Raw genomic sequence first — 21,147 nt, 5'->3', positions numbered from 1 at the left:
TCTATTTCTTCATCGTTAAGATTGAAATTAATAAGCGCTAGTGTGCATATGTTGACATCGGTCAAAATTATGCCACTTTTTACGATCTACATATGCAATGTGTCTAATACTCATTTCTAGTTGATTAACCAATTTTTGGAACTAGGATCATGGAGGATGCATGAATAAGTGTCTAGCAGCGGGGTTGGTCGTGAGCTTGTTTGGGTGCAGTTTGTCTGAAGAGGTACATATCGAAGGTCGAACCTTGTATTTTAACGGTGAAATCACTGCAGAAAAAGTCGCTCAAGTGATTGATCTTGCCAATGTTCAGCCAAATGGTGTTGTTGCATTAATGATTGACAGTGACTCCGGTGAGTATCGTCCGGCCATGGAGCTTGGACGTTGGTTGTATAACAATCAGATACGCCTTATCGTCAATGGTGTTTGTGCGTCGGCTTGTGCAAACTACGTTTTGACCGCTGCACCAAGTACACTTGTCATGAAGGGTTCCGAGATTTTGTGGTTTGGCGGAGCGATGAGCGATGAGTGGTTGCAAGACGGGTTTGATAAGCAAGAACTTGAGCAGTGGCACGAATCGCTCAGTCTATGGCGTCAACAAGAAGACGCATTTTTTGCTTTGGTCGATGTTAACCCTAAAATCACAATGTATGGCCATATAAACAAGCGTGAAAAGTTGCAAAAAGCCGGCTGTGATACTGACGATGCTGCGTGGACGTACCATATCGATGATATGCAAAAGTTGGGGCTGAACAACATTGTTTACGCGGACCCAGAATCTTTACTTGTTGCTCGTAGTGGCTCTAGCTGTGTCATCAATTTAGAAGATAATGACTTTTAGGTTTGATTATTACGTCCACGTAAATGTGATTTGTATCACTTTTTATAGCTAATCAAAGGATTTTGATTATAATGCGCCGCTCAGAGACTCGATATGTCATCGAGTTCAGGTTTTATTGAGCGTTGATTGCCTTATGTTCAAAATGCTTGTTTCTATGCCTCCATTGGTTGCTTTGTCTATCGCTATCGTATGTGAGGTGATTGCTACTTCTTCAATCCCTAAAACTGAACAGTTCACCAAAATGATGCCGAGCACCATTGTCATTATTGGTTACGGGATTGCTTTCTTCCTACTGTCTGTAACAGTGAAAAGCATGCCTGTTGGTATCGTATATGCGATTTGGAGTGGAGCAGGTATTGTTTTGGTTGCTGCTGTAGGTTATTTCCTTTACGGGCAAAAACTCGACCTAGCGGCGATCGTTGGGATCAGCTTTATTCTCACCGGTGTGATGATTGTTAACTTACTTTCTAAAACTGCCGGGCATTAAACGGCAGAATGAAACAGCAAAAAGCCGCAACACGTTATGTGCTGCGGCTTTTTTGTTACTTACTTCTGATTGATTGAGGCGGTTAATTCACATTAATTTGCCATTGCCTCAATGAGCTCTACTTGTCGACGGCGTTTACGATTTCGGTACATCACAGCAGCCAAGGCAGGTAAGCTGAATGCTATAAAGCCTAGGATAAGCGCGTAGGCTCCAGTCTTCTCACTGATGCCAGCAGGCACGTCGAAAGAAACAAAAATAGTTACCATGCAACTAATCAAACCTAAAGTGGCGACTAACATCATCCCTAATTTCCCACCAGGCACTCGGAATGGACGTTCAATGTCGGCGTGCTTACGACGAGAAACCAAAAAGCTGACGAAAATACAGATGTACATCACCATGTAAAGTTGTGTCATCAGAATATTCAGCAACCACATGCCTTGATTGACGTTTGGCACCAAGATGAACACCAGTGAAAGAACACTGACAATCGCACCTTGCAGCAGTAGCAGAGGAACGGGCGCTTGGTTTTTGTTTTCCTTAGATAACGCCATCGGCATGAAGTGATCTTTTGCCGCCACATGCAAACTTTTTGTCGGCGCGATGATCCAGTTGTTCAAGCTTGCTAGGCTACCGAAGACAATGGCGAGTGCGATAACTGGCAGCATGAAGGACAGGTTCAAGTCATCAAAGAAAGCCTTAAATGCCAGAATGACACCTTCACTCAAGCTTGAATGATCACTCGATACAACGGAAGAGATAGACAGTGAGCATGCTGTTAAGGACACCAAGATGAGAGCAGTAGAGAAAATCAATGCTTTTGGATAGGTCTTTTGCGGATTGTCGACTTCACTGGCGTATGATGTGGTGATCTCCAAGCCGGTTAATGACAATACCACGGCAGTAAAGCCAGCCCCAATGCCATCTTGTGAAAAATCGGGTAACCAATCTGATGCGTGACGCAGTGAAATATGCGACTCACTAGGGTTTGTGTAGGCCCAATAGCCTCCAAGACCGATGATCAGAAGAATAGGGAAGATAAGTCCTAAAGTACCGAAAACATTGGTGATGATTGATGATAAACGTAACCCAAAGATGTTCACCAAGGTTAGTGCCCAGAAAATAACGTTAATCATCACCAGCATAAAAATGTTGTTTTGTGCTAGTTCAGGGAAGAATGGATATGCCCCTGTGGCGACAATGAACGAAATCAGTGGCGGGTAATAAACAATATTTTCCGCATATTGATACCACACGGTAGCAAACCCGAAGTTTGGCCCAATGGTCTCCTTACCCCATAAATATACGCCACCTTGCTGCGGATAAGTGGTGCTCAATTCTGCGCATACTAAAGCAGTCGGGACGAAAAAGCACAACCCAGCCAACAAGAAGAAAGAAATTGCGTGACTACCAAATAAGGCGGCACCCGGAATGTTCCTTATGCTGTCGACGGACGTAACCGTAATCATGATGACAGAAAAGACACTGAGTTTGACGGCGGATTTGGCGATATTGCTCATTCGATACCTTTAGTGATTGAGCCACGCGTTTGGGTCGTAGAACCCGCGTGCTACAAGTAAGACGAGCGTATTGTAGGTCTGTGAGAATCAGCGGGTATATAGCCAAAAATGGTATGTATTTACTCAAAAATGAACCGAAATCTCAGTGGTTTATTCGTAATCAATATAATCGATTGCGTTGTTTAAAAAACGCAAAATTGAATCAAAAAATGCATATAAGTAAAGGTGTTTATAGCGATTTAATTATTACCAGAAACCTAGAAATTTGATGTAAATACACCATTGTTTGACTCTGCCCTTAGGGGAAGGTCTAGATTGAGTGCGACTCGAATGAAACAGAAGTAGGAGAATATGATGGGATGTTGCAATCAAGTACCGAAAGGCGGCACGGGAAAACTGTCCTATTTATTAGGGTTAATGGCTTTGTTGTTTGTGGTTATCTTGCTGTTAGCGGCGTTCTTCGGTTAGAAGCGAGCAAACACAAACACGCCCTAAAGCGAGTGTTGCGTTTGATTAGAATACCTAGAAGCGGGTATTGGCCAAACCAATTCCGAAGAAAATAAACAAACCGCCGCTGACGTAATTAAGCCATTTACTGGTTTTAGGAGAGGTCAGTGTCGCCTTTACTTTTGTCGCGAAGAAAATCACAAACAAGAACCAGCTTGCCACAATGCTTGCCTGTAACGCACCTAGCATCATGCTCTGCTCTAGAATATGTTCTGGTTTGACAAATTGCGGAAAGATAGACAAGTAAAAAAGGACGATTTTCGGGTTGAGTAAATTTGTCAGAAGGCCTTTAACGAAAGCTTGCTTCAAGGTGTGCTTTTCAATCTTACGGTCGAATTTCAATTTTTTGTCTGCGAGCTTAAAGCCATTTTTGAGGTTATTGATACCAAGCCAAATCAAATACGCTACGCCCATCCATTTTAGAATGTTGAATGCAAGTGCAGACTGAGAGAGCAGCAAGCTCAATCCTTTTGCGGAAACAAACGCATGGATTAAAAAACCAAGCGCAACACCGAGGATATTGGCGATCGCGAAACGGCGGCTTTGCGTGAGTGCAGTAAATAAAATCAGCAAAGCATTGGGACCGGGAATGACAGCAAGGAAGAAAACAATACCGCCAAAAGCGAGCAAGGTGTCGAGATTCATTATTATTCCAATTAAAGCAAAAGATTGGCATCACCTAAGATAGGCGAGACTGTACACTTGCGTGCAGGGAAAAACAAATGGCGCTTATTACGAAAGCCAGTGTTTTTCACAGATTTGAAGAACGATCGTGATTGTGTGCTGGCTGGCGTAAATTTATATGGTTTTATTTTTCCTCTTTCCTTCCTGTTCGGATGCAGCATAATAACCTAGGTCAAACCGCATAATTTTTCGAAGATTATCAAATAGGATTAGATAATATGTTGCTTGAAGATCTTCAAGTCGTGCTCAAAGTTGCAGAGTTTCGTAGCATCACAGGAGCCGCGACGGCGTTAGACATGAGAACGGCAACTGCCAGCGCGGCGGTGAAGAGAGTTGAAGCCTCCTTAGGGGCAGAATTATTTGTTCGAACTACACGTCATTTGCGGTTATCCAGTGCGGGTGAGCGTTACCTTCCTCAGTGTGAAAAAGCGCTAGAAATGTTAGAACATGCGAAACAGAATATGCGTGAAGATCTGGATATTATCGATGGAGAAGTTCGAATTGCGCTCTCTTCCTATTTAGGGCGAAACTTAGTTACACCTTGGCTCGATGACTTTATGGATAGCTATCCAAAGGTCACGTTGAGAAGCAACATCAGCGACAGTAACGTGGACTTTTACCGAGACTCGGTAGACATGGCGTTGCGCTATGGAGCACCAACAGACTCCAACATGTACGGCTTTAAAATTTGCAATGTGCCTAGGCTATTGTGCGCAACCCCTGAATACCTTGTAGAGCACGGCGCACCAAAGACTCCGCGAGACTTAATCGAACACAATGGTTTGCTGTACCAACTGCACGATACATTGCAGGACGTATGGGGATTTAATGATGGCCATAACGAGCACAAAATTAAACTCAAAGGTAATCGCGCTTCCAATGATGGCGATCTCGTTAGGCGTTGGTGTGTTTCTGGGAAGGGCTTAGCGATAAAGTCTTGTTTGGATATGTCGCAAGACTTGCTTACCGGAAATGTCGTCAATGTCATGAGTGCATATAAACCCACTCCGACAGAACTGTGGTTGATTTGTCCGAGCCGTCAATCAATTACGCCAACAGTGAGATTGCTACGCGATCTGTTCAGAGAAAAAACTAAAGTCATCCTTACAGATTTGGTTGAGAAGGGGATATTGGATGCTTCGGTATTAAAAGTCAGTTAGCCATATGCCGCACGTTGTAAGCATTATGTGCGGTGTTTTTGTTGCGATTCGAGCGAAATCACCTCTTTTTTGTCTAACTTGCTACGGACGATCGCAAGATCAGAAAGTTCTTATTGTGTCCTGTGTCGAACAACCATAAAATCCGCGCGCTTTAGTTTCTATAATAAGCACACTCAATGATAAAAGTTACTTTCATTTATCGTTGTTTTTAAGGATTTTATAGGCGAGTTTCGTCTGATGACACATTCATGAATAAGCAAAATACACCAAAATTCAAGGCAGAATTTCTGGCTCCTCGCTATTGGGGTACATTGATCATCATAGGGATCATGTATCTTCTTAGCCTTCTTCCCTTTCGTGTACAGCTATCGCTAGGAAGCGGAATTGGTCGTATTGCTATGCGACTGATGAAAAAGCGTCAAGTCACGATCAAACGTAATTTAGAGCTGTGTTTTCCCGACATGAGTGCTCAAGAGCGTGAAGCAATTTCAAAAGACAATATCGACAACGCGGGTATTGCGCTATTTGAAACCGCAATGGCTTGGTTTTGGTCTGATAAACGTGTCAACAAACACGTGACGATCAAGGGGATGGAACACATCGAAGCTCTAGAAAAACAGGGCAAAGGTGCTTTAATGCTTGCCGTTCATTCTATGAACCTAGAGTTAGGAGCAAGAGCGTTTGGCATTAAAAAATCAGGTATGGGCGTTTACCGTCCAAATAACAATCCCTGTTTTGACTATTTTCAATATCAAGGCCGTTCGCGTTCCAACCGAACGTTGATTGATCGCAAAAATGTGAAAGCTATGCTGAATGCGCTGAATACTGGCGAACGTGTTTGGTATGCGCCGGATCATGACTACGGGACGCGTCGTTCAACGTTTGCGCCTTTGTTTGCGGTTAAGCGTGCTTGTACCACAACGGGTACAAGTTTGTTGGTTGACGCAACAGACTGTGCCATTGTGCCATTTACTATGGTGCGAGGTGACAACGGGCACTACACGTTAACCATTAGTGCTCCGGTTGAAGGATTCCCGAAAAACGATCCAGACCAAGCTGCCGCCTTTGTAAACAAGATTGTAGAGAAATCTATTTTAGCGAGTCCAAGCCAATATATGTGGTTGCACAGACGCTTTAAAACCAGACCGAGCGGCGAGTGCTGTTTGTATAAGCCTCAGTTAGCTCCTGCAATGTAGTTCAGTAGCCCAGACGTTCGCTCTGGGCTTTCTTTTATCTGTCGATTCATTTCTGCTTGGTTGTTTGCCACAATAATGACACACGAGAGTGAAGGGAATTCGTTGTATCTTCTAGATCCTGATGGCCACAAATTAGAAATTCACAGTGGTGATTTGTACTCGCGATTAGAGAACATAAAGCATCAACCTTATGAAGGTTTAGAGTGGTTGTAGGAGCGTTTAGATGAGATTATTTTTCGCACTGACGTTTGATCAACGCAGTAAGTCACTGCTCAAGCAAATCCAAGATAGGCTTCAACAACAAGGGATAGCAGGGCGCTATACTTGCGAAGATAATTTTCATATCACGTTGGCTTTTATCGGTGAATCGACAGAAGAAGAAACGCAGCGTCTTATTGATATTTTTCATCAACTTCGCAGTCGTTGTGAGCAGATTACCGTCGATCATCTATGTTCATTTCGCCAAAGTGGCAGACAACTGGCGTGGTTGGGGATTAAAGATAATTTAGCGGTTACAACATTGCAAAACGAACTCATAGAGGCAATAGAACTGCATGGCTTTGTGACGGAGTCGCGTGACTATGTTCCTCACATCACACTTGCTCGCCATGTCGATCAACAAGCGTCACTTGATGCTGTCGAGATATCACCTTTACTACTTCCCATTTATTCTATCGCTCTAATGGAAAGCAAAACGGTTAATGGAAAACTCGTTTATCACGCGCTAGAAGAGGTGGTTTGCTAGTGCTTTCTATACCTCAGTTCAGCCAATAATCCATAATAGCTGAACTGATTTCTAAATGATTACCATTTTTTAGCTTGGCTTTTTCGACAGGTTTTCAGCCAGTTTCCCAGCGACAAGTTGGAACGCTTCTAGCTCTTCCTCAGACATATTTAACGTCATCTTTTGAAAGATCTCAGCATCGACGGCTTTGATCTTCGATAACACTTCATTGCCTTTCTCGGTGGTCAACAAACACTGGCTACGTTTATCTTCTGGATTCGGTCTCTTCTCAATAAAGCCTTCTTCAATCAATGTCTTAATTAAGCGTGTGACTTGCGCTTTGTCTCGGTTTAAGAAGTTCACCACATCCATTGCCGTACATGGTGACTGTTTGCTAATGATTTTTATCACCCGCACATGCATAGGAGCGATAGGGAGTTCTAGTTGTTCAATTTGTTCGTGCAATTGACGCTTTAAAACGTGCACAAGATGGAACAGATTATCCAGCGATTTTGGATTCGACATGTAACACTCCAAATAAAAGTGGTTGACATTATCAACTAAATAACTATAGTTGACATTATCAACTTAATTGAGAGTAACTTCAAGAGCGAGAATTGAATGACAGAATCCTTGACCATGTCGAACGAACTGACACAACCGGCGAAGGCGCCACTGATTCATAAAATTGCTGTTGTATTAGGGATGATGACACTCATGGGAGGGACACTGACAGGCGTAATGACTTACATGAACGTAGGCTATTCCGATTCTTTCTTCAGCGATTGGTTGCGCTCATTCTTAATGGCGATTGTTGTCCTTATGCCAACGGGTATGGTGATGATGACGTTAATGACCAAACTGGTTGGCAAACTATTTAGCCGCGCCAGTGAAAAGCAGAAAAACCTTGTGGTTGGTGTCTTTATGGCGCTGATTATGGAATCCGTTATGGCGTTTATCACCGCCGCTCACAACATAGGGTTTGAGGACGTATCCGTATTTGGATCTGCTTGGTTAAAAGGACTTTTCGCTGCGTTACCTGTAGCAATGGTGTTGATGACCATTACATCCATGACCATCAAACCAAAGATTGAACGCTTTCTAAAAAGCGAGTGAATATTGATTGGAGAAATGAGATGAGAAAAGATAACCACTACCGCATTACTATTGAAGAAGTAAACTTAGAAGAAGGCCGTGAAGCAAAAAGCTTGAGCTTTGAAGTCCAAGATCGCGAAGACATGTTGAATATCGTAGATAAGATCGGTCAGGGCAGCGGATTAGAACCTGCAGATGCGACACGCGTTGGTGTTGCACTTCGTCTGCTTGGTCCTGTGATGATGAAAGATCGCAAGCATCCGTTATTCGCTGATTTCATGCCACACTTCAGAAACTTCATGCAAAATATGAAGAGTACGGTGAAACGTAATCTAGCTTAATGATAAGCTTCTGAGCGCTTTGAGTAGACTCTAGCGCAAATAAATAGGCTGGTATTAAACCAGCCTTTTTTCGTGTGATGACTTGGCGAAAGTTATTTACCCAAGTATCGGCTTTTTAGATGTGCTTTGAAGTGCTTCGCATTTAACACTTCACCTGTTGCTTGCGTCACCAAATCATCGGTCGAGAACAGGCTACCTTTGCTCCAGATGTTGTCGGATAACCAAGTAAAGATTGGCGACAGATCGCCAGAGCGAATCGCGCCATCCACGTCCACGGTTTGCTGCATCGCTGCCATAAACTGCGCCGCGTACATCGCGCCAAGCGTGTATGATGGGAAGTAACCAAAGGCGCCATCTGTCCAGTGGATATCCTGCATACAACCGTTCTTAAAGTTGCCTTCTGTCGATAGACCCAAGTAAGCCTTCATCTTTTCATTCCACAGCTCTGGAACGTCAGTGTGCTTGATCACGCCGTTCATTAGGTCGCGTTCAATCTCGTAACGTAAGATAACGTGAGCAGGGTATGTCAGTTCATCAGCATCGACACGGATGAAACCTTTTTCTACGTGCGTGTAGATTTTCGACAAGTTGTCTTGAGCGAACTCAGGACCTTCAAAATGGTTAGAAGCCAGACGCGCAAGGTGCTCAACAAATGCTTGGCTACGACCTACCTGCATCTCGAAGAACAGAGATTGAGATTCGTGGATGCCCATTGAGCGAGCTTGGCCAGCCATTGTGCCTGCTAACGATTTTGGCAGACCTTGCTCATAACGCGCGTGACCTGTTTCATGTACGATGCCCATCAATGATTGTACGAATTCTTTTTCATCGTAACGGGTGGTAATACGGACGTCGGTAGGAACGCCACCACAGAACGGGTGAACACTTTCATCAAGGCGGCCATGTTCGAAGTCGAATTGCAGTAGCTTCATGACTTCCAGTCCCAGTGCTTTTTGTTTTTCAGCAGGGTAATGGCCGTTCGGAAGCAGGATGTTGTTGGCTTTTTGCTTTTCGATGGCTTCATCAATCATTGATGGTAACCAGGTTTTCACGTCCGCAAATAGCACGTCTAGAGAGGCTGACGTTGTACCTGGTTCGTACAGTTCTAACATCGCATCGTAAGGTGATGTACCAGTAGCTTCGGCGCGAATTTGTGCTTCTTCTTGCGACAGCTTAACCACTTCAGCCCAGTTCTTTTCGAAGCCAGCCCAGTCGTCATTGCCACGTTGGGTACGCCAAGCGTGCTCACATTTTGAGCCAGCTAGCGATTGTGCTTGAACCAAAGATTCAGGTAGCAGGTTCGCTTGCTGCCAATCGCGTTTCATTTCGCGAAGTACCGACTGGTCTTGTGCTGATAATGACTCTTCTTCTGCTTGAGCAAACAGATCACCTAGATGAGGTTGAGTCAAAAGAGAGTGAATATGAACCTCTAGTTCAGCCATCGCATTAGAGCGAGCTTCCGCACCGCCTGATGGCATTACGGCTGCCTGATCCCATCCTACGATTGCAGATAAATGGCCAAAGTTAGAGACTTTTTTTGAATGTTCGACGAGTTTTTGAAATGCGCTCATGTGACTACTCTTTGTTATGTTCTTTCCTTAAACGCCCCAAATGGGGTCCTTGAACGTGATGTTCGTATCTCTCGACACCGATGCAGAGATCAAGGTAATGTCGATAGAGAAGTGTGTCTAATTTACTATTTATTAACAAATAATGCAGGTCTATTGTGCACAAATTCAGGTACTTGTATAGATAACCGAGAGAAGGTTAACGATGTGAATTGTTGGCAATGATACGCAATGCATTTTAATGGACCTTGATATCGACACTCTGTGACTTTCAACGACTTAGATCACAAAAGTTGCTTGCGCATTAAACGGTTTGACGGTATTGATGTGTGATACTTAATCACTTATTAAAAAAATATGGATATTTTGAATTTTGAGGCATTCCTGATTGCCATCACGATTTTGACGCTGACACCCGGATTGGATACTGCTTTGGTGATCCGCAATACCACTCGAGCAGGGCTTAAAGACGGTTGCACGACAAGTTTGGGGATTTGTTTTGGTTTGTTTGTGCATGCGTTTTTCTCTGCGGTCGGTATTTCTGCCGTTTTGGCACAGTCGGCAGAGCTGTTTCAGATGGTTAAAATGGTGGGCGCTGCTTATCTAATATGGCTGGGGTTGAGCAGTTTACGTGCATTGATGAAATCGAATGAGGGAATCTCGGTTTCTGAGCAAGCACACCAAGATTACAGTGGTAAACGTTCTTTTCGTGAAGGTTTTCTTTCTAACGTGTTAAACCCGAAAACCGCCGTATTCTATCTTGCGTTTCTTCCTCAATTTGTAAATCCAGAAGGATCGCCATTACTACAATCTATGATCATGGCCTCTATTCACTTTATGATCGCGATGGTTTGGCAATGTGGTTTGGCAGGTGCACTCAATTCTGCGAAAAGTTTATTAAAAAATGCCAGCTTTATGAAATGGATGGAAGGAGCAACGGGTGCTGTATTAGTTGCCCTTGGGATTAAGCTACTTGTAGAAAAACCAGCATAATGCGCGTATTGATTCGACTGATTATTAGTTTTGTTGCTTTCCTATTTGCTGTCGGAGCGTTCGTGGCGTGGAAAACTATTCCCCAATTGCACTTTGTTGAGAAAGGAATGGAGTGGGATTGGCATTGGGAGTATTTCTTACCATTTTCCAATGGAATTCAAACCACACGCACACAAGACACAAAGCAGTTATTGCTTAGGCGAGTTTACTTGCAAGACGCGACCGCTGTTTTTGTAGGGACGACGTTAGACAACAAATTTGAAATCGATGTTGTGAATGAAGACGCTTGCGACCCTGAATCCAGCAAATGGGCGTCTGTTTCGGTTAATGGTCAACCGATGTCTCATGTGCCTATGCTGTGTGAAGCGTCGGGTGAAGGTTATATTTATCGATTTGTCGGTCCGAAGTTGAAATCTCTAGAATTTGGGATTGATGACCATTTCATTCGAGAAGACTTCCGCCTATGGCCGATTTCAGAGATAAAAGCCGACCAGTTCAAGCAACAGCATTCTACTTTTTTCAATAAACAGGGCGATAGTCAGGAACATCAATGGCTTCGTGATTAATTCATTTAGAGTTGACGTTTGATACTAAAAGAGACAAGTCATCCGCTTGTCTCTTTTTTTAGTTGTAGGTCAGTTTATGGGTTGAACCAACAAGTGAGCGGCGCGGAAGCCGAGTCGGTCTAAGACGCTTGAATCAAAATCTGTTACAACGCTGATATCACCAATTTGAAGGTGTTGAACGTGTGCGTTTTTATCCCAATTTAAAGGCGTATCTACGGCCAACTCACGACCTACATCTATCATTCCTATCTGCTGTGATTCGGCGTCAAAGAGCCCGGAAACATGAGAATAGTATGGCTGAAGTGTTGCGCCAGCCGCATATTGCATTAGGGGTAAGCCGTGATTGTGAATCGCCCAACTCCAGTCCCACCATTTCGTTTCTCCCAGAATGTAGCGATGATCCCATTGATAGCGGATGTTTTCTTTGAGCTCACTGGCGCGACCGAGCGTGAAAGTATGCGAGATTGTCGGTCTATCTTTTGGATGAGCATGCCAAGCATTACCACTGTAACGTAAGAACCCATCGAAATTGACTCGATAGCTGATGTCAGCTCGAAAACGAAACGGATAAGAGATTCTAGAATGTGAGAGCTCAATACGAATCGGGAGAATTGAGCGTGCAGGCACAGTGAGGTTTGCCTCTCTGGTTGCAGGAAGAGTACTGGTGCCAGAGGTTAAGTCGGAGAATGCCTGATTCCCTTTGACAATAAACCAAGGTGATGTGGTTCCAATGGTAGGCCATTGAAATGGGGAGCTGATATGAACAGATTGTGCAAAAGCGGAGTTATCGGTTTTAGACCAAGTTGCGGTTTGCTCTACATCAAACTGAATGTGGATTTGTTTGGCTTGAGCGAGAGTGTTGATCGCATAGGCTGTAATTGTGTGTGTTGAATCTTCCGTAGATTCAGTGATGTTGCCATGTGAAAAGTAATGAGGGTTGAGCTGGTAAGCAAAGTCGCTGGCGGTGATTTTAGTTTTTTCTGAGCATCGTTCACCGTTGCATGAGTCCGCGTTGTTTCCTTGTATTTCCCAGCCATCATGTACTTGATTGACAACCATGTCTTCGCCAACAAAATTGACCCCGTTACCACTTAACCATGCGTAGCCAAGCGTATGCGCCAAATAACTCACTGGTCGAATAAAAAGCTCTTGATTGGAGACGAGTTCATACTCAACTTCAGCCTTACTCCCTTCCGCAATAGATATACCAAGGTGCTTGGGCAGTTCTGTATTTGGGTGAATAGGGTAACACCAAGTTTTATGGCTCGATTGTTCTGGTTTGATCTGGCCATGGTAGCCTGAGCCCATGATCGCCCAGCCGCTTTCGAGGCCCACAATGTCCCAGGTTTGCATGCGCGATAGAATGGCTGTTTTATGCTCTTGTGCTTCTTGGTAGGTAAGCTGACGATAGTCGGATCTACATTGATGATTTTCCAATTCGTCGATAACAAGCTGATCTGAATAGATTTTGGCTTGAGCAAAAGTGGATAAGAAGGAAAGCGCAAGCGTAATCGATAGTGGCGTACTGACGTGCAGCATAAATACAGTGTCCTTTATTTTAATGATTGAGTTCTAGTTAGCTTTTAGGCTCGTATTGCCCGAAAGCGGGCGTACTCTTTCATATAAAACAAGTCAAAAAACACTGAAAATAGTTGAAAAATAATTCTGTTATTTATCAATCTCTTGAGGTGATGAAAGTATTATTCTTATGAGGTTTTGAGTGCTTTAAAAGAAAAGCTTAAAGGTGTGAGGTTAAGTTAGTGTTGAACAATCCGTTATGATTGCTCAACGTTAGTTTCATTTGCGTTTGGAGATTCGAATCACTAGTTCAACCACTTAATGACGTTGTCCCACAGTTTTGGGTCAACGCATTTGGCATCCACGAGTTGTTTGTCCATGAAAGGTTGCTGATAGACGTGGGATTCACTCATGATACCGAGCGTTTTAAACTGACGGAAAAAGCGTAATAGCCGCATCACACGATCGAGCCGCTCATCTTGATGGACACAACGATTGATGACAAAGCCAATCTTAATCTGGCGAGACTTAAAGACGTGTTTCTCGATCAGGGTATTGATGAACGGCAATGACGCATGCAAATCGATAGGCGATGGCTGCATGGGGATCACGATGTAGTCCACGTAACGCAAATAACGCACTAAGTCGCTTTCTGAAAAGTTTGCAGGGGAATCTATCACAACGTAATCAGTGTTGGTGCTGACTTTCAACGTCACTGCGATGTTAGACAGGCTGCGCAGAGAAGGGTTATAGCTTTGATTTGGTAGTGCCTCAATGCTATTCGCCCAACTGTTAATCGATTGTTGTTTGTCAAAATCGACCAGCTCTACCGTATGTCCATTATGGATGAGTTTGCTTGCCAAGCTGGCAGAAAAGGTTGATTTACCAACACCACCTTTTAAATTTAAGACGATGATTTTTTTAGCTTTTGAATAAGCAATACTGGTTTGGCGTGGTTTTACTTGCGACAGCAAACGGTTATCCCCAATTTGAAAAACTTAGGCATTATGTCTGAATGGTTAGTTAAATTGGTTGGCATTCTATAAATCGATACTCTGCCGATGCTTATTCTCGTGCTCGTTTGATTAAAAAAGCCCGCGATGGGGAGTCGCGGGCAAAGTGTTAGCGATCTTTATTGTTGTTTTTGTGTGTTATTCTGCCGCGTGGATCGTCATCTCGGCGCTGCTGAACCCAAGAGCACTTAGCTCATCAGAATCAAAGTTGCTCGTGACTTCAATATCTCCAACACGTTGGGTGTTATTTTGAGATACATCATTTGTTGAACGCGCTTGAAGGCCAAGCGGTGTTGCTTTACCGATTTCGATTGTTCCTGCGTATTGTGACTCTGCGTAAAAATCACCAGACACGTAAGAATAGAACGGACGTAAACTTGCTCCAGTTGCATACTGCATGCTACTCAGTCCGGCTTCACGAATGGCCCAACTCCAATCCCACCATTTCACTTCACCAGGGATGTAACGATGATCCCATTGGTAGCGGATATCCGCAGATTTGTCGCTGCCGCGTCCCATCGTAAAGGTATGGCTACGATAAGGGCGGTTGTCTGGATGAGAGTGCCATGCGTTACCACTCCAGCGTAAAAAGCCGTTAAAGTTTACGTCGTAGCTGATGTCTGCATTGAATCGGTAAGGGTAGGAGATAGTGGAACGATAAAGCTCGACACGCACAGGTAATTCGGAATTCGCGGGTACCATTGGGCGAGCTTGTAATGTGACTTGCTCGCTGGTGGATGCGCCATTGGAATTTGAGAAGCTTTGATTCGCTTCAAAAGTAATACTCAGTTTGGTATTACCAACCAGTGGCCACTTAAATTCATTTTCTGTTTTAACCTGTTGAGCGAACCCATAGCTATTGGTTTTCGACCAGTTAGTTGATTCATCTAATTTAAGGTCGACAACGATCTGCTGTGGCGTGTTGCTGTAGTTTCGAGCTGTTGCAGAAATCGTTTTCACCAATTCTCGTTCGGATTCAATGACCTCTCCATGCCAAAAGTCTTTGTCATTCAGTGTGTAAGTAAAGTTATTGACCGTGATTTTGGACTTCTCTCCACAGCGGTAGCCACTACAAGACCCATTGTTATTACCTTGGATGACCCAGCTATCACCAACGCGGTCGACTTTCATGTCTTCACCCACGAACTGACTGTTATTGCCACCAACCCATGCATAGCCGAGGTAATGAGCGAGGTAACTTAAGGGACGAACGAAGTTGCTACGGTCGGTCACTAAATCGTATTGAACGTCGATTTCACCGCCTTCAGGTACGGCGCGTGCCGCGTATTTGGGGATTTCAGATTGCGCTTCATCTGGGTAACAGAAGGTTTTGCCATTCGGTAAATCTTGTTTGATTCTTCCGCTGTAACCCGGGCCCATGATCACCCAATCCCCTTTAAGTCCGGTAATTTGCCATTGACCCATACGTGATAGCAAGGCACTTTTTTGCTCTTCTGCCTCATATCGGTCGAGTGGACGATAACCGCTGCGACATACGTCCTCACCCAGCTGGTCTAGTACGATTTGGTCGGGGTAGATCTTTGCATATGCACCACTTGCGAAGGTAGAAAGGATAGCGGCGGACAATAAGCTAATGTTGATGTTTCGCATGAACGTTCCCTTATGACTGTATTTTTATTTGTGTTATGAGCCGCGATTTAGCGGACAGGCTTACTGTTCCATGCTGATAAGATTGATAGTACTGAAAATAGTTGAAATATTATTACCCTTACAATCAGTTGGTTATGTTGTTTCATTTGTCATTTCTCAGTCGATGACATCGATTGCGTTTATATTTTTATGAAATGGAAAATGGATTGCTCCAACCATTTTGAAATTAGAATAATTACTCATGATTAAGTGAAATAAACGAAAGGACAACTAAATTTTGATTTATACGTTTTTAACGTAATTGAGTTTATGATTTATATCAGATAAGACTAATTAAAGCGTTGGGGTTAAATAATGAAATCAGTAGAAAGTTCAATTAGAGTATTAGTAAATGGTAATTTCAGAAAAACTGTATTAGGAAAAATGAATTTAAAAGGCCAATAGTTGAGTGCTTTGTATCGAAATATTATCAATGAAGCGTACTTATTAAATTATCTATTACCGCTTAGCGAGAAGCTTTGTTCGTCCAGTCTGTTTATCTCTAATAAGAGAGAACACCTCATTTTGTAATAGAACTTCTATATCAAAATAGATAGGGTCATCGTTTAATACTAGATAGGGTGAAAGAAATGAATCGTTCAAAGCAGGGCGGATTTCTTGTACGGAGAGTAGATTCATTTTACCAGAGATAGAAAGACTCGAATCGGAATAGGGTCTTGATTTGCCTTTAAAGCTAAGAATGATTGGGTTCGACATCGATTCATCTTGCAGCGATACAATATGAGTGATGACACGATGGTTTAGCCGCGTTAAGCCATCAATCCGCACGGTATGCTCATGAAGGAGAATATCAACCACGCAATGGTGATAGCGTCTATCTTCCATATCGTGATTGCAAGGTAGACTCCAAGCGCCAAGAAAGACCAAACATGAAAGGGCAATAGCGATAAACGGTTTCATCGGTTTTCCTCTGCAATGAATTGAGCGATTGTCTCTGAAGCTTGCTCAAACTGCGTTTGGGTATAGAACACATTGATCGATTTTTGTGTTTGTTTGTTTAACCAAGACATCTCAGAGAACTGGTCATTTTCTTCAATGTAAACGACACAAACGCACTGATGTTTCGTCAGCAATTTTCCAAGGCGAACCGATAACTGCGTATTAGGATCGGTGTAGACCTCGAGCATCCCGACAGAATGCTCCTTCAGCGCGTTGTTACGCTGTGGATGATTGTACTTACTGTGAAACTTACTCGCCCCAACCAAGCTCGCAGCAAACAAAATGCCAAGAGACAAGATGTAACACGCTAGGCTTTTGTAGTTCGATTCATGTTTGATAGTGGGAGTGAACGTTGGCGTGTCTTCCCGTATAGCTTCAGTTGTTTTAACGGAGGGAGTGACTGCGATTAAGCATTCGTTGAGCAGTACACCTTTGACTAATCGATACCCAATTTTCGGGACAGTAACAATTGGTGATTCTCTCACTCCCACTTTAACAAAGCCTTGTCTGAGAACACTGATACTTTTTGCTAATGACGTTTCACCGATATATTCGTTTCCCCATGCATATTGTACGATATCCTGTTTCTTAACGACTTCGGGGGATTGGTCGAGCAATAACGTGAGAATCTGTGACTCGCGATACCCAATTTTTATCGTAATATCACCATTAGAAAGCGTGTTTTTTATAGGGTTATATAAGATCATACGATTATTTTTGTTTTTATTATAAAGCGAAAGAGACGAGTAGAAAGGAACCACTCATCTCTGTTATATGAATAAAGATTAAAATTAGGTCACTTTTATTTTTATGATTTTAATAGTTAGCTACCTATTGATAGAAGAAACCATAATCATAGTAAAACATCAACTTTGTACCATGTTAATCTTTCATTTAGTGATATAGCTTCAATGAAAGAGCCAAAATAATCACACAGCAATAATATGGTTTAGGAGTTACTAAATAACATTGATGATGACATTTAATTTAATATTGTCACACATGTCATTATAAGTTTAATTATTTGATAACTTGGTGGGAATTATTAGCCGAGTGGAAAATAAAAAGTGAAGAGTTAAATAGAATGAAAAGAATAACGAGGAAGGGGTATATAAAAAAGCCCGCTGAGTCAGCGGGCTTAAAGTTTCTAACTCGTTTTAGGCTTTTACAGCATCAAAATCGTCCGATTGAGATGACGGCTTGAAGAACAGTTTTGTTTCTTCCAACACCACATGGCGCAGAGCAATCAAACCAATCAGGTTAGGAATTGCCATCAGGCCGTTTACGATATCAGCCAGTAGCCAAATCATATCAAGGTGAAGGAACGCACCAGATGCCACCAAACCAACGAAAATCAGTTTGTATGGAAGCACAGCTTTGGTACCGAATAGGAACACAACGCAACGCTCACCGTAGTAGTTCCAACCAAGAATGGTGGTAAATGCGAAGAACATAAGACCGATAGACACCAGCATTGGGCCTAATGTTTCGGCGTTCAAACCAACGGCAAATGCGTGTGTTGTCATCGCTGCACCTGCAAGGTCACTTTGCCATGCACCCGTAAGGATCAAAGCAAGACCTGTCATGGTACAAATGATGATGGTATCGAAGAAGGTACCCGTCATTGAAATCAGACCTTGTTTAACACAAGAATCCGTTTTCGCTGCTGCGGCTGCCATTGGCGCACTACCCAAACCTGATTCGTTTGAGAATACACCACGTGCGATACCAGATTGGATTGCCAGCATAATGCTTGCACCTAAGAAACCACCCGTTGCTGCGGTTGAAGTGAATGCAGACACCAAAACTAACTCAACTGCGTTTAGCAATTGGTCCGCGTTCATGATGATCACACTCAAACACGCTAGCACATAAAATAGCGCCATTGCAGGAACCACTTTACCTGCTACGCTCGCAATCGACTTGATACCACCTAATGTAACGAAAGCCACCAGTAGTGTCAGGATGAAAGCTGACAGCCCGCGGTCTACACCGAGAGAAATCTCACTTGCATCAAGAATGGCATTCACTTGTGGGAAGGTACCGATACCAAAACAGGCAACGCCCAATGCAAATACCGCGAACATGATAGCTAGCGCTTTCGAGCCAACACCATATTGCAGGTAGTACATAGGACCACCAATCATTTGGCCTTTGTCGTCAACTCGACGGTATTTCACGGCAAGAAGACACTCAGCGTATTTGGTAGCCATTCCGAATAAAGCGGCAAGCCACATCCAGAATAGGGCACCAGGACCGCCGAGTTTGATTGCGGTTGCAACACCAACGATGTTACCTGTACCGATTGTTGCAGATAGCGCAGTACATAACGCTGCAAAGCTAGAAACGTCACCCTGTTTATCAGATGACTTATCTTTACTAAATACCATCGCTAACGCAGTTGGTAGGTGCTTAAATTGGATCAAGCCTAAGCTAAAAGTGAAGTAAACACCGGTACCCACGAGCAATAGTAGCAGTGGTGGACCCCAGACAAAGTTATCAATGGTTTGAAGTAAAGATTGTAGGTCGTTCATGATTTCCCCTTAATAAAACAACTAATAAGGAGAAGAGGGAAAGGACGAGATCAAGGATCTCTAATAGAGCCAAGCTATTTAAAGTAGGCGGGAACGCCAAATAGTCAGGTTGTTACTTTCCACTCCTCTGTCCTTTTGCCTGAGAGTTTCACCCTACACAAATGTGTAAGACTTGCTCCTTCGGCGACCGATTTAACGGTTCTCTCCAGAGGTTCCTCCAACTACAGTCCCCGCTACCTAAGTAGCACCTGAAATAGTTAATTCTTCGGCGAGTTACGCTAACTAAATGTTAATGTTTAGTTAATAACCACTCTCCTGCAGTCTTCATCGGAACATTTACTCAATAAAATGAGTAAAGGTTAGTTAATGATGCTGGTCATCATTAACGTGTGAACTCTATCATGTTTTTTTACCATTTCAACACCCAATTGCAGATTTATTTTCAACACATTATGCGGGTTGGAATAGCATCAAAGTCATAGTCGGACGATTCTTGAACGAAATGGTTTCCTAGCGAGGGTATTTAAGTGGTCAATGGCCGGCCAAGCCCCTATCAGTTTGTTCAATGTGGTATTGGTGAGGTGATGATAAGTTGTTCAAGATAGGAGATTAATTTGATCAAAACGGGAGCAATTACTTTAAAATCTACGCTATGTTGACCGTATGCCTCGTAGAAATAGGTTACAATGAATTTTTGCGAGACTGTCTATGGAATCAGATAGGTTCTCATTATTGGACAAGGAGGCAGTATGACCAGATTATTAGCCATTGCGGTATTGGTCGCGTTAGCATTCGTGTTATTTCGTTACCGTACCAATGAAAAAGTCCAAAAAGCGACCGTCATTACATTGATCGGTGCATTCTTAATTTATACCGCATCAATCATGATAGCGGAACTCACTCGCTAGCGAATCAAGAAGAGTCCTCGGAGTAAGATACAGTGACTTCTCAAAACAACATTGAAGATCAAGACGAAGTAGTCGTCATTGAGGAGCGCGATAAGCGTACTCATTTTTACATCGGTATTGCCGCTGTGCTAGGCCTCGCTTTTGGTGGTTTAGCCGGTTCTGTTCTAACGGCAAATAAATGGGAATCGACTTATCAAGTATTAGAAGCGAAATACCAAGCACTTGTGAATGACAAGTCTGACTTGGTGTCTCAAGTAAAAACACGTGAAGCAGGTTTAGATAAAGAAATCGACGCTAAAGTCGCTACTCTGCTAGCTGAGAAAGAAGAAACACACAAGGCTGAACTAAATGCGCTGCAAGAACAACTGACAGAAGTTGAAAAAGTGAACCTGTCTCTTGAAGCACAAGTGAAGCAGCAGATGGATAAGCTAAGCTCGACCAAAACGGAGAATGATAAGCTGAACCGTCAGGCTGACATGCAAGCTACGATGTTCGAGCGTTCGCGCGAAGTATTCAAAAAAGAAATGCAGATTTCACAAGATCTGGATGCCCTTGAGAAAGAGCGTAAATCGTTACTCCCTAAGATTGAAACGCTCAAGAAAGAGTGTGATGTTTTCTTAGAAGGTAAGTCGTGGGATGTAAAATCTGATGCTTGTGATAAGCACGACGAAGCAAATTCTCGCTTAAGCCAAATTGACCAGCTGATCGAGGTCCATAAAATGGATCTGAAACAAATTAAAGAGATTACCGAAGATATGGGGTTGTAAGACCGTATCGAGAATCTTGAAATTAAAAAAGGAGCTCAATGAGCTAATGCCGATCAGTTAAGAAATTAATAGACTGATCAATTGAACGATCCCACCAGTGTGTAAAAATCCGATAGAC

At 43.1% G+C, this 21,147-nt stretch carries 21 protein-coding genes, 1 pseudogene and 1 riboswitch; of the genes and pseudogenes, 12 read left to right on the top strand and 10 right to left on the bottom strand.

Features of this window, described 5'->3' with window-relative positions; genetic code table 11:
- The first annotated feature begins 160 nt into the window (after window positions 1-160).
- The gene (locus OQJ86_RS10565) at window positions 161-838 is read left to right on the top strand and encodes a hypothetical protein (protein WP_265987696.1); all 678 of its coding nucleotides are present in this window, start codon (window positions 161-163) and stop codon (window positions 836-838) included.
- Between the two features lie 154 nt (window positions 839-992).
- A complete protein-coding gene (locus tag OQJ86_RS10560; protein ID WP_063344241.1) occupies window positions 993-1,325 on the top strand; it encodes a DMT family transporter in 333 nt (110 codons plus the stop codon).
- A gap of 92 nt (window positions 1,326-1,417) precedes the next feature.
- Here OQJ86_RS10560 and OQJ86_RS10555 read toward each other — a convergent pair whose 3' ends face one another.
- Window positions 1,418-2,845 (bottom strand): APC family permease, encoded by a 1,428-nt coding sequence (locus OQJ86_RS10555; RefSeq protein ID WP_061035713.1) that lies wholly within the window; start codon window positions 2,843-2,845, stop codon window positions 1,418-1,420.
- A 522-nt stretch (window positions 2,846-3,367) separates the two neighbouring features.
- The gene (locus OQJ86_RS10550; RefSeq protein ID WP_061035714.1) at window positions 3,368-3,997 is read right to left on the bottom strand and encodes a LysE family translocator; all 630 of its coding nucleotides are present in this window, start codon (window positions 3,995-3,997) and stop codon (window positions 3,368-3,370) included.
- Window positions 3,998-4,254: 257 nt separating this feature from the next.
- Between OQJ86_RS10550 and OQJ86_RS10545 the strand changes: the two genes are divergently transcribed.
- The 4 genes and pseudogenes from OQJ86_RS10545 (at window position 4,255) to thpR (ending at window position 7,137) form a co-directional block, all read left to right on the top strand.
- On the top strand, window positions 4,255-5,196 hold the full coding sequence (locus OQJ86_RS10545) for a LysR family transcriptional regulator (protein ID WP_265987695.1): 942 nt from the start codon (window positions 4,255-4,257) through the stop codon (window positions 5,194-5,196).
- 248 nt (window positions 5,197-5,444) lie between these two features.
- A complete protein-coding gene (locus OQJ86_RS10540) occupies window positions 5,445-6,392 on the top strand; it encodes an LpxL/LpxP family Kdo(2)-lipid IV(A) lauroyl/palmitoleoyl acyltransferase (protein ID WP_265987694.1) in 948 nt (315 codons plus the stop codon).
- A gap of 81 nt (window positions 6,393-6,473) precedes the next feature.
- A pseudogene (locus OQJ86_RS10535) lies at window positions 6,474-6,605 on the top strand (glutathione transferase); the annotation flags it as partial.
- 10 nt (window positions 6,606-6,615) lie between these two features.
- Entirely contained in the window at window positions 6,616-7,137 is a 522-nt protein-coding gene (gene thpR, locus OQJ86_RS10530) for an RNA 2',3'-cyclic phosphodiesterase (RefSeq protein ID WP_265987693.1), read from the top strand.
- Window positions 7,138-7,206: 69 nt separating this feature from the next.
- Here thpR and OQJ86_RS10525 read toward each other — a convergent pair whose 3' ends face one another.
- Window positions 7,207-7,641, bottom strand: a complete 435-nt coding sequence (locus OQJ86_RS10525; RefSeq protein WP_265987692.1) for a MarR family winged helix-turn-helix transcriptional regulator — start codon at window positions 7,639-7,641, stop codon at window positions 7,207-7,209.
- A 96-nt stretch (window positions 7,642-7,737) separates the two neighbouring features.
- Here OQJ86_RS10525 and OQJ86_RS10520 point away from each other — a divergent pair, with 96 nt between their 5' ends.
- Both OQJ86_RS10520 and OQJ86_RS10515 read left to right on the top strand, forming a co-directional pair.
- Window positions 7,738-8,232 (top strand): DUF2798 domain-containing protein, encoded by a 495-nt coding sequence (locus tag OQJ86_RS10520; protein WP_045405653.1) that lies wholly within the window; start codon window positions 7,738-7,740, stop codon window positions 8,230-8,232.
- Window positions 8,233-8,252: 20 nt separating this feature from the next.
- A complete protein-coding gene (locus OQJ86_RS10515) occupies window positions 8,253-8,552 on the top strand; it encodes a DUF3861 domain-containing protein (RefSeq protein WP_104029668.1) in 300 nt (99 codons plus the stop codon).
- Between the two features lie 92 nt (window positions 8,553-8,644).
- Here the strand turns inward: OQJ86_RS10515 and OQJ86_RS10510 are convergent, their stop codons facing one another.
- Window positions 8,645-10,123: a carboxypeptidase M32 gene (locus OQJ86_RS10510; RefSeq protein WP_104036933.1), complete on the bottom strand. Its 1,479-nt coding sequence runs from the start codon at window positions 10,121-10,123 to the stop codon at window positions 8,645-8,647.
- Window positions 10,124-10,477: 354 nt separating this feature from the next.
- On the opposite strand from OQJ86_RS10510, the gene OQJ86_RS10505 reads away from it, so the two are divergent.
- A complete protein-coding gene (locus tag OQJ86_RS10505) occupies window positions 10,478-11,113 on the top strand; it encodes a LysE family translocator (RefSeq protein WP_038878644.1) in 636 nt (211 codons plus the stop codon).
- The gene (locus tag OQJ86_RS10500) at window positions 11,113-11,679 is read left to right on the top strand and encodes a hypothetical protein (protein ID WP_038878640.1); all 567 of its coding nucleotides are present in this window, start codon (window positions 11,113-11,115) and stop codon (window positions 11,677-11,679) included. The genes OQJ86_RS10505 and OQJ86_RS10500 overlap by 1 nt, the downstream gene beginning before the upstream one ends.
- A gap of 69 nt (window positions 11,680-11,748) precedes the next feature.
- Here the strand turns inward: OQJ86_RS10500 and OQJ86_RS10495 are convergent, their stop codons facing one another.
- From OQJ86_RS10495 to OQJ86_RS10470, 6 genes are all read right to left on the bottom strand, one after another.
- Window positions 11,749-13,218, bottom strand: a complete 1,470-nt coding sequence (locus tag OQJ86_RS10495; RefSeq protein ID WP_265987691.1) for an aerolysin family beta-barrel pore-forming toxin — start codon at window positions 13,216-13,218, stop codon at window positions 11,749-11,751.
- A 284-nt stretch (window positions 13,219-13,502) separates the two neighbouring features.
- Complete coding sequence (locus OQJ86_RS10490; protein WP_265987690.1) at window positions 13,503-14,171, bottom strand: ParA family protein; 669 nt, start codon at window positions 14,169-14,171, stop codon at window positions 13,503-13,505.
- A gap of 177 nt (window positions 14,172-14,348) precedes the next feature.
- The gene (locus OQJ86_RS10485) at window positions 14,349-15,821 is read right to left on the bottom strand and encodes an aerolysin family beta-barrel pore-forming toxin (protein ID WP_265987689.1); all 1,473 of its coding nucleotides are present in this window, start codon (window positions 15,819-15,821) and stop codon (window positions 14,349-14,351) included.
- Window positions 15,822-16,319: 498 nt separating this feature from the next.
- Window positions 16,320-16,781, bottom strand: coding sequence for a hypothetical protein (locus OQJ86_RS10480; RefSeq protein WP_265987688.1), 462 nt, complete (start codon window positions 16,779-16,781; stop codon window positions 16,320-16,322).
- The gene (locus OQJ86_RS10475; RefSeq protein WP_265987687.1) at window positions 16,778-17,527 is read right to left on the bottom strand and encodes a winged helix-turn-helix domain-containing protein; all 750 of its coding nucleotides are present in this window, start codon (window positions 17,525-17,527) and stop codon (window positions 16,778-16,780) included. Before OQJ86_RS10475 ends, OQJ86_RS10480 begins: the two co-directional genes overlap by 4 nt.
- A 450-nt stretch (window positions 17,528-17,977) precedes the next feature.
- Complete coding sequence (locus tag OQJ86_RS10470) at window positions 17,978-19,354, bottom strand: alanine/glycine:cation symporter family protein (protein WP_038872376.1); 1,377 nt, start codon at window positions 19,352-19,354, stop codon at window positions 17,978-17,980.
- 117 nt (window positions 19,355-19,471) lie between these two features.
- Window positions 19,472-19,573, bottom strand: a riboswitch (glycine riboswitch).
- 530 nt (window positions 19,574-20,103) lie between these two features.
- Between OQJ86_RS10470 and OQJ86_RS10465 the strand changes: the two genes are divergently transcribed.
- Together OQJ86_RS10465 and OQJ86_RS10460 are read left to right on the top strand one after the other, a co-directional pair.
- Window positions 20,104-20,262, top strand: coding sequence for a hypothetical protein (locus tag OQJ86_RS10465; RefSeq protein WP_010447828.1), 159 nt, complete (start codon window positions 20,104-20,106; stop codon window positions 20,260-20,262).
- 32 nt (window positions 20,263-20,294) lie between these two features.
- A complete protein-coding gene (locus tag OQJ86_RS10460) occupies window positions 20,295-21,029 on the top strand; it encodes a hypothetical protein (RefSeq protein ID WP_038878632.1) in 735 nt (244 codons plus the stop codon).
- Window positions 21,030-21,147: the final 118 nt, after the last annotated feature.

The organism is Vibrio sp. Sgm 5, from assembly GCF_026241575.1.
GTDB classification, from domain to species: Bacteria; Pseudomonadota; Gammaproteobacteria; order Enterobacterales; family Vibrionaceae; genus Vibrio; species Vibrio jasicida.
Note: the sequence above shows the minus strand (reverse complement) of the source record. Positions and strands in the feature narration are given on the sequence as shown.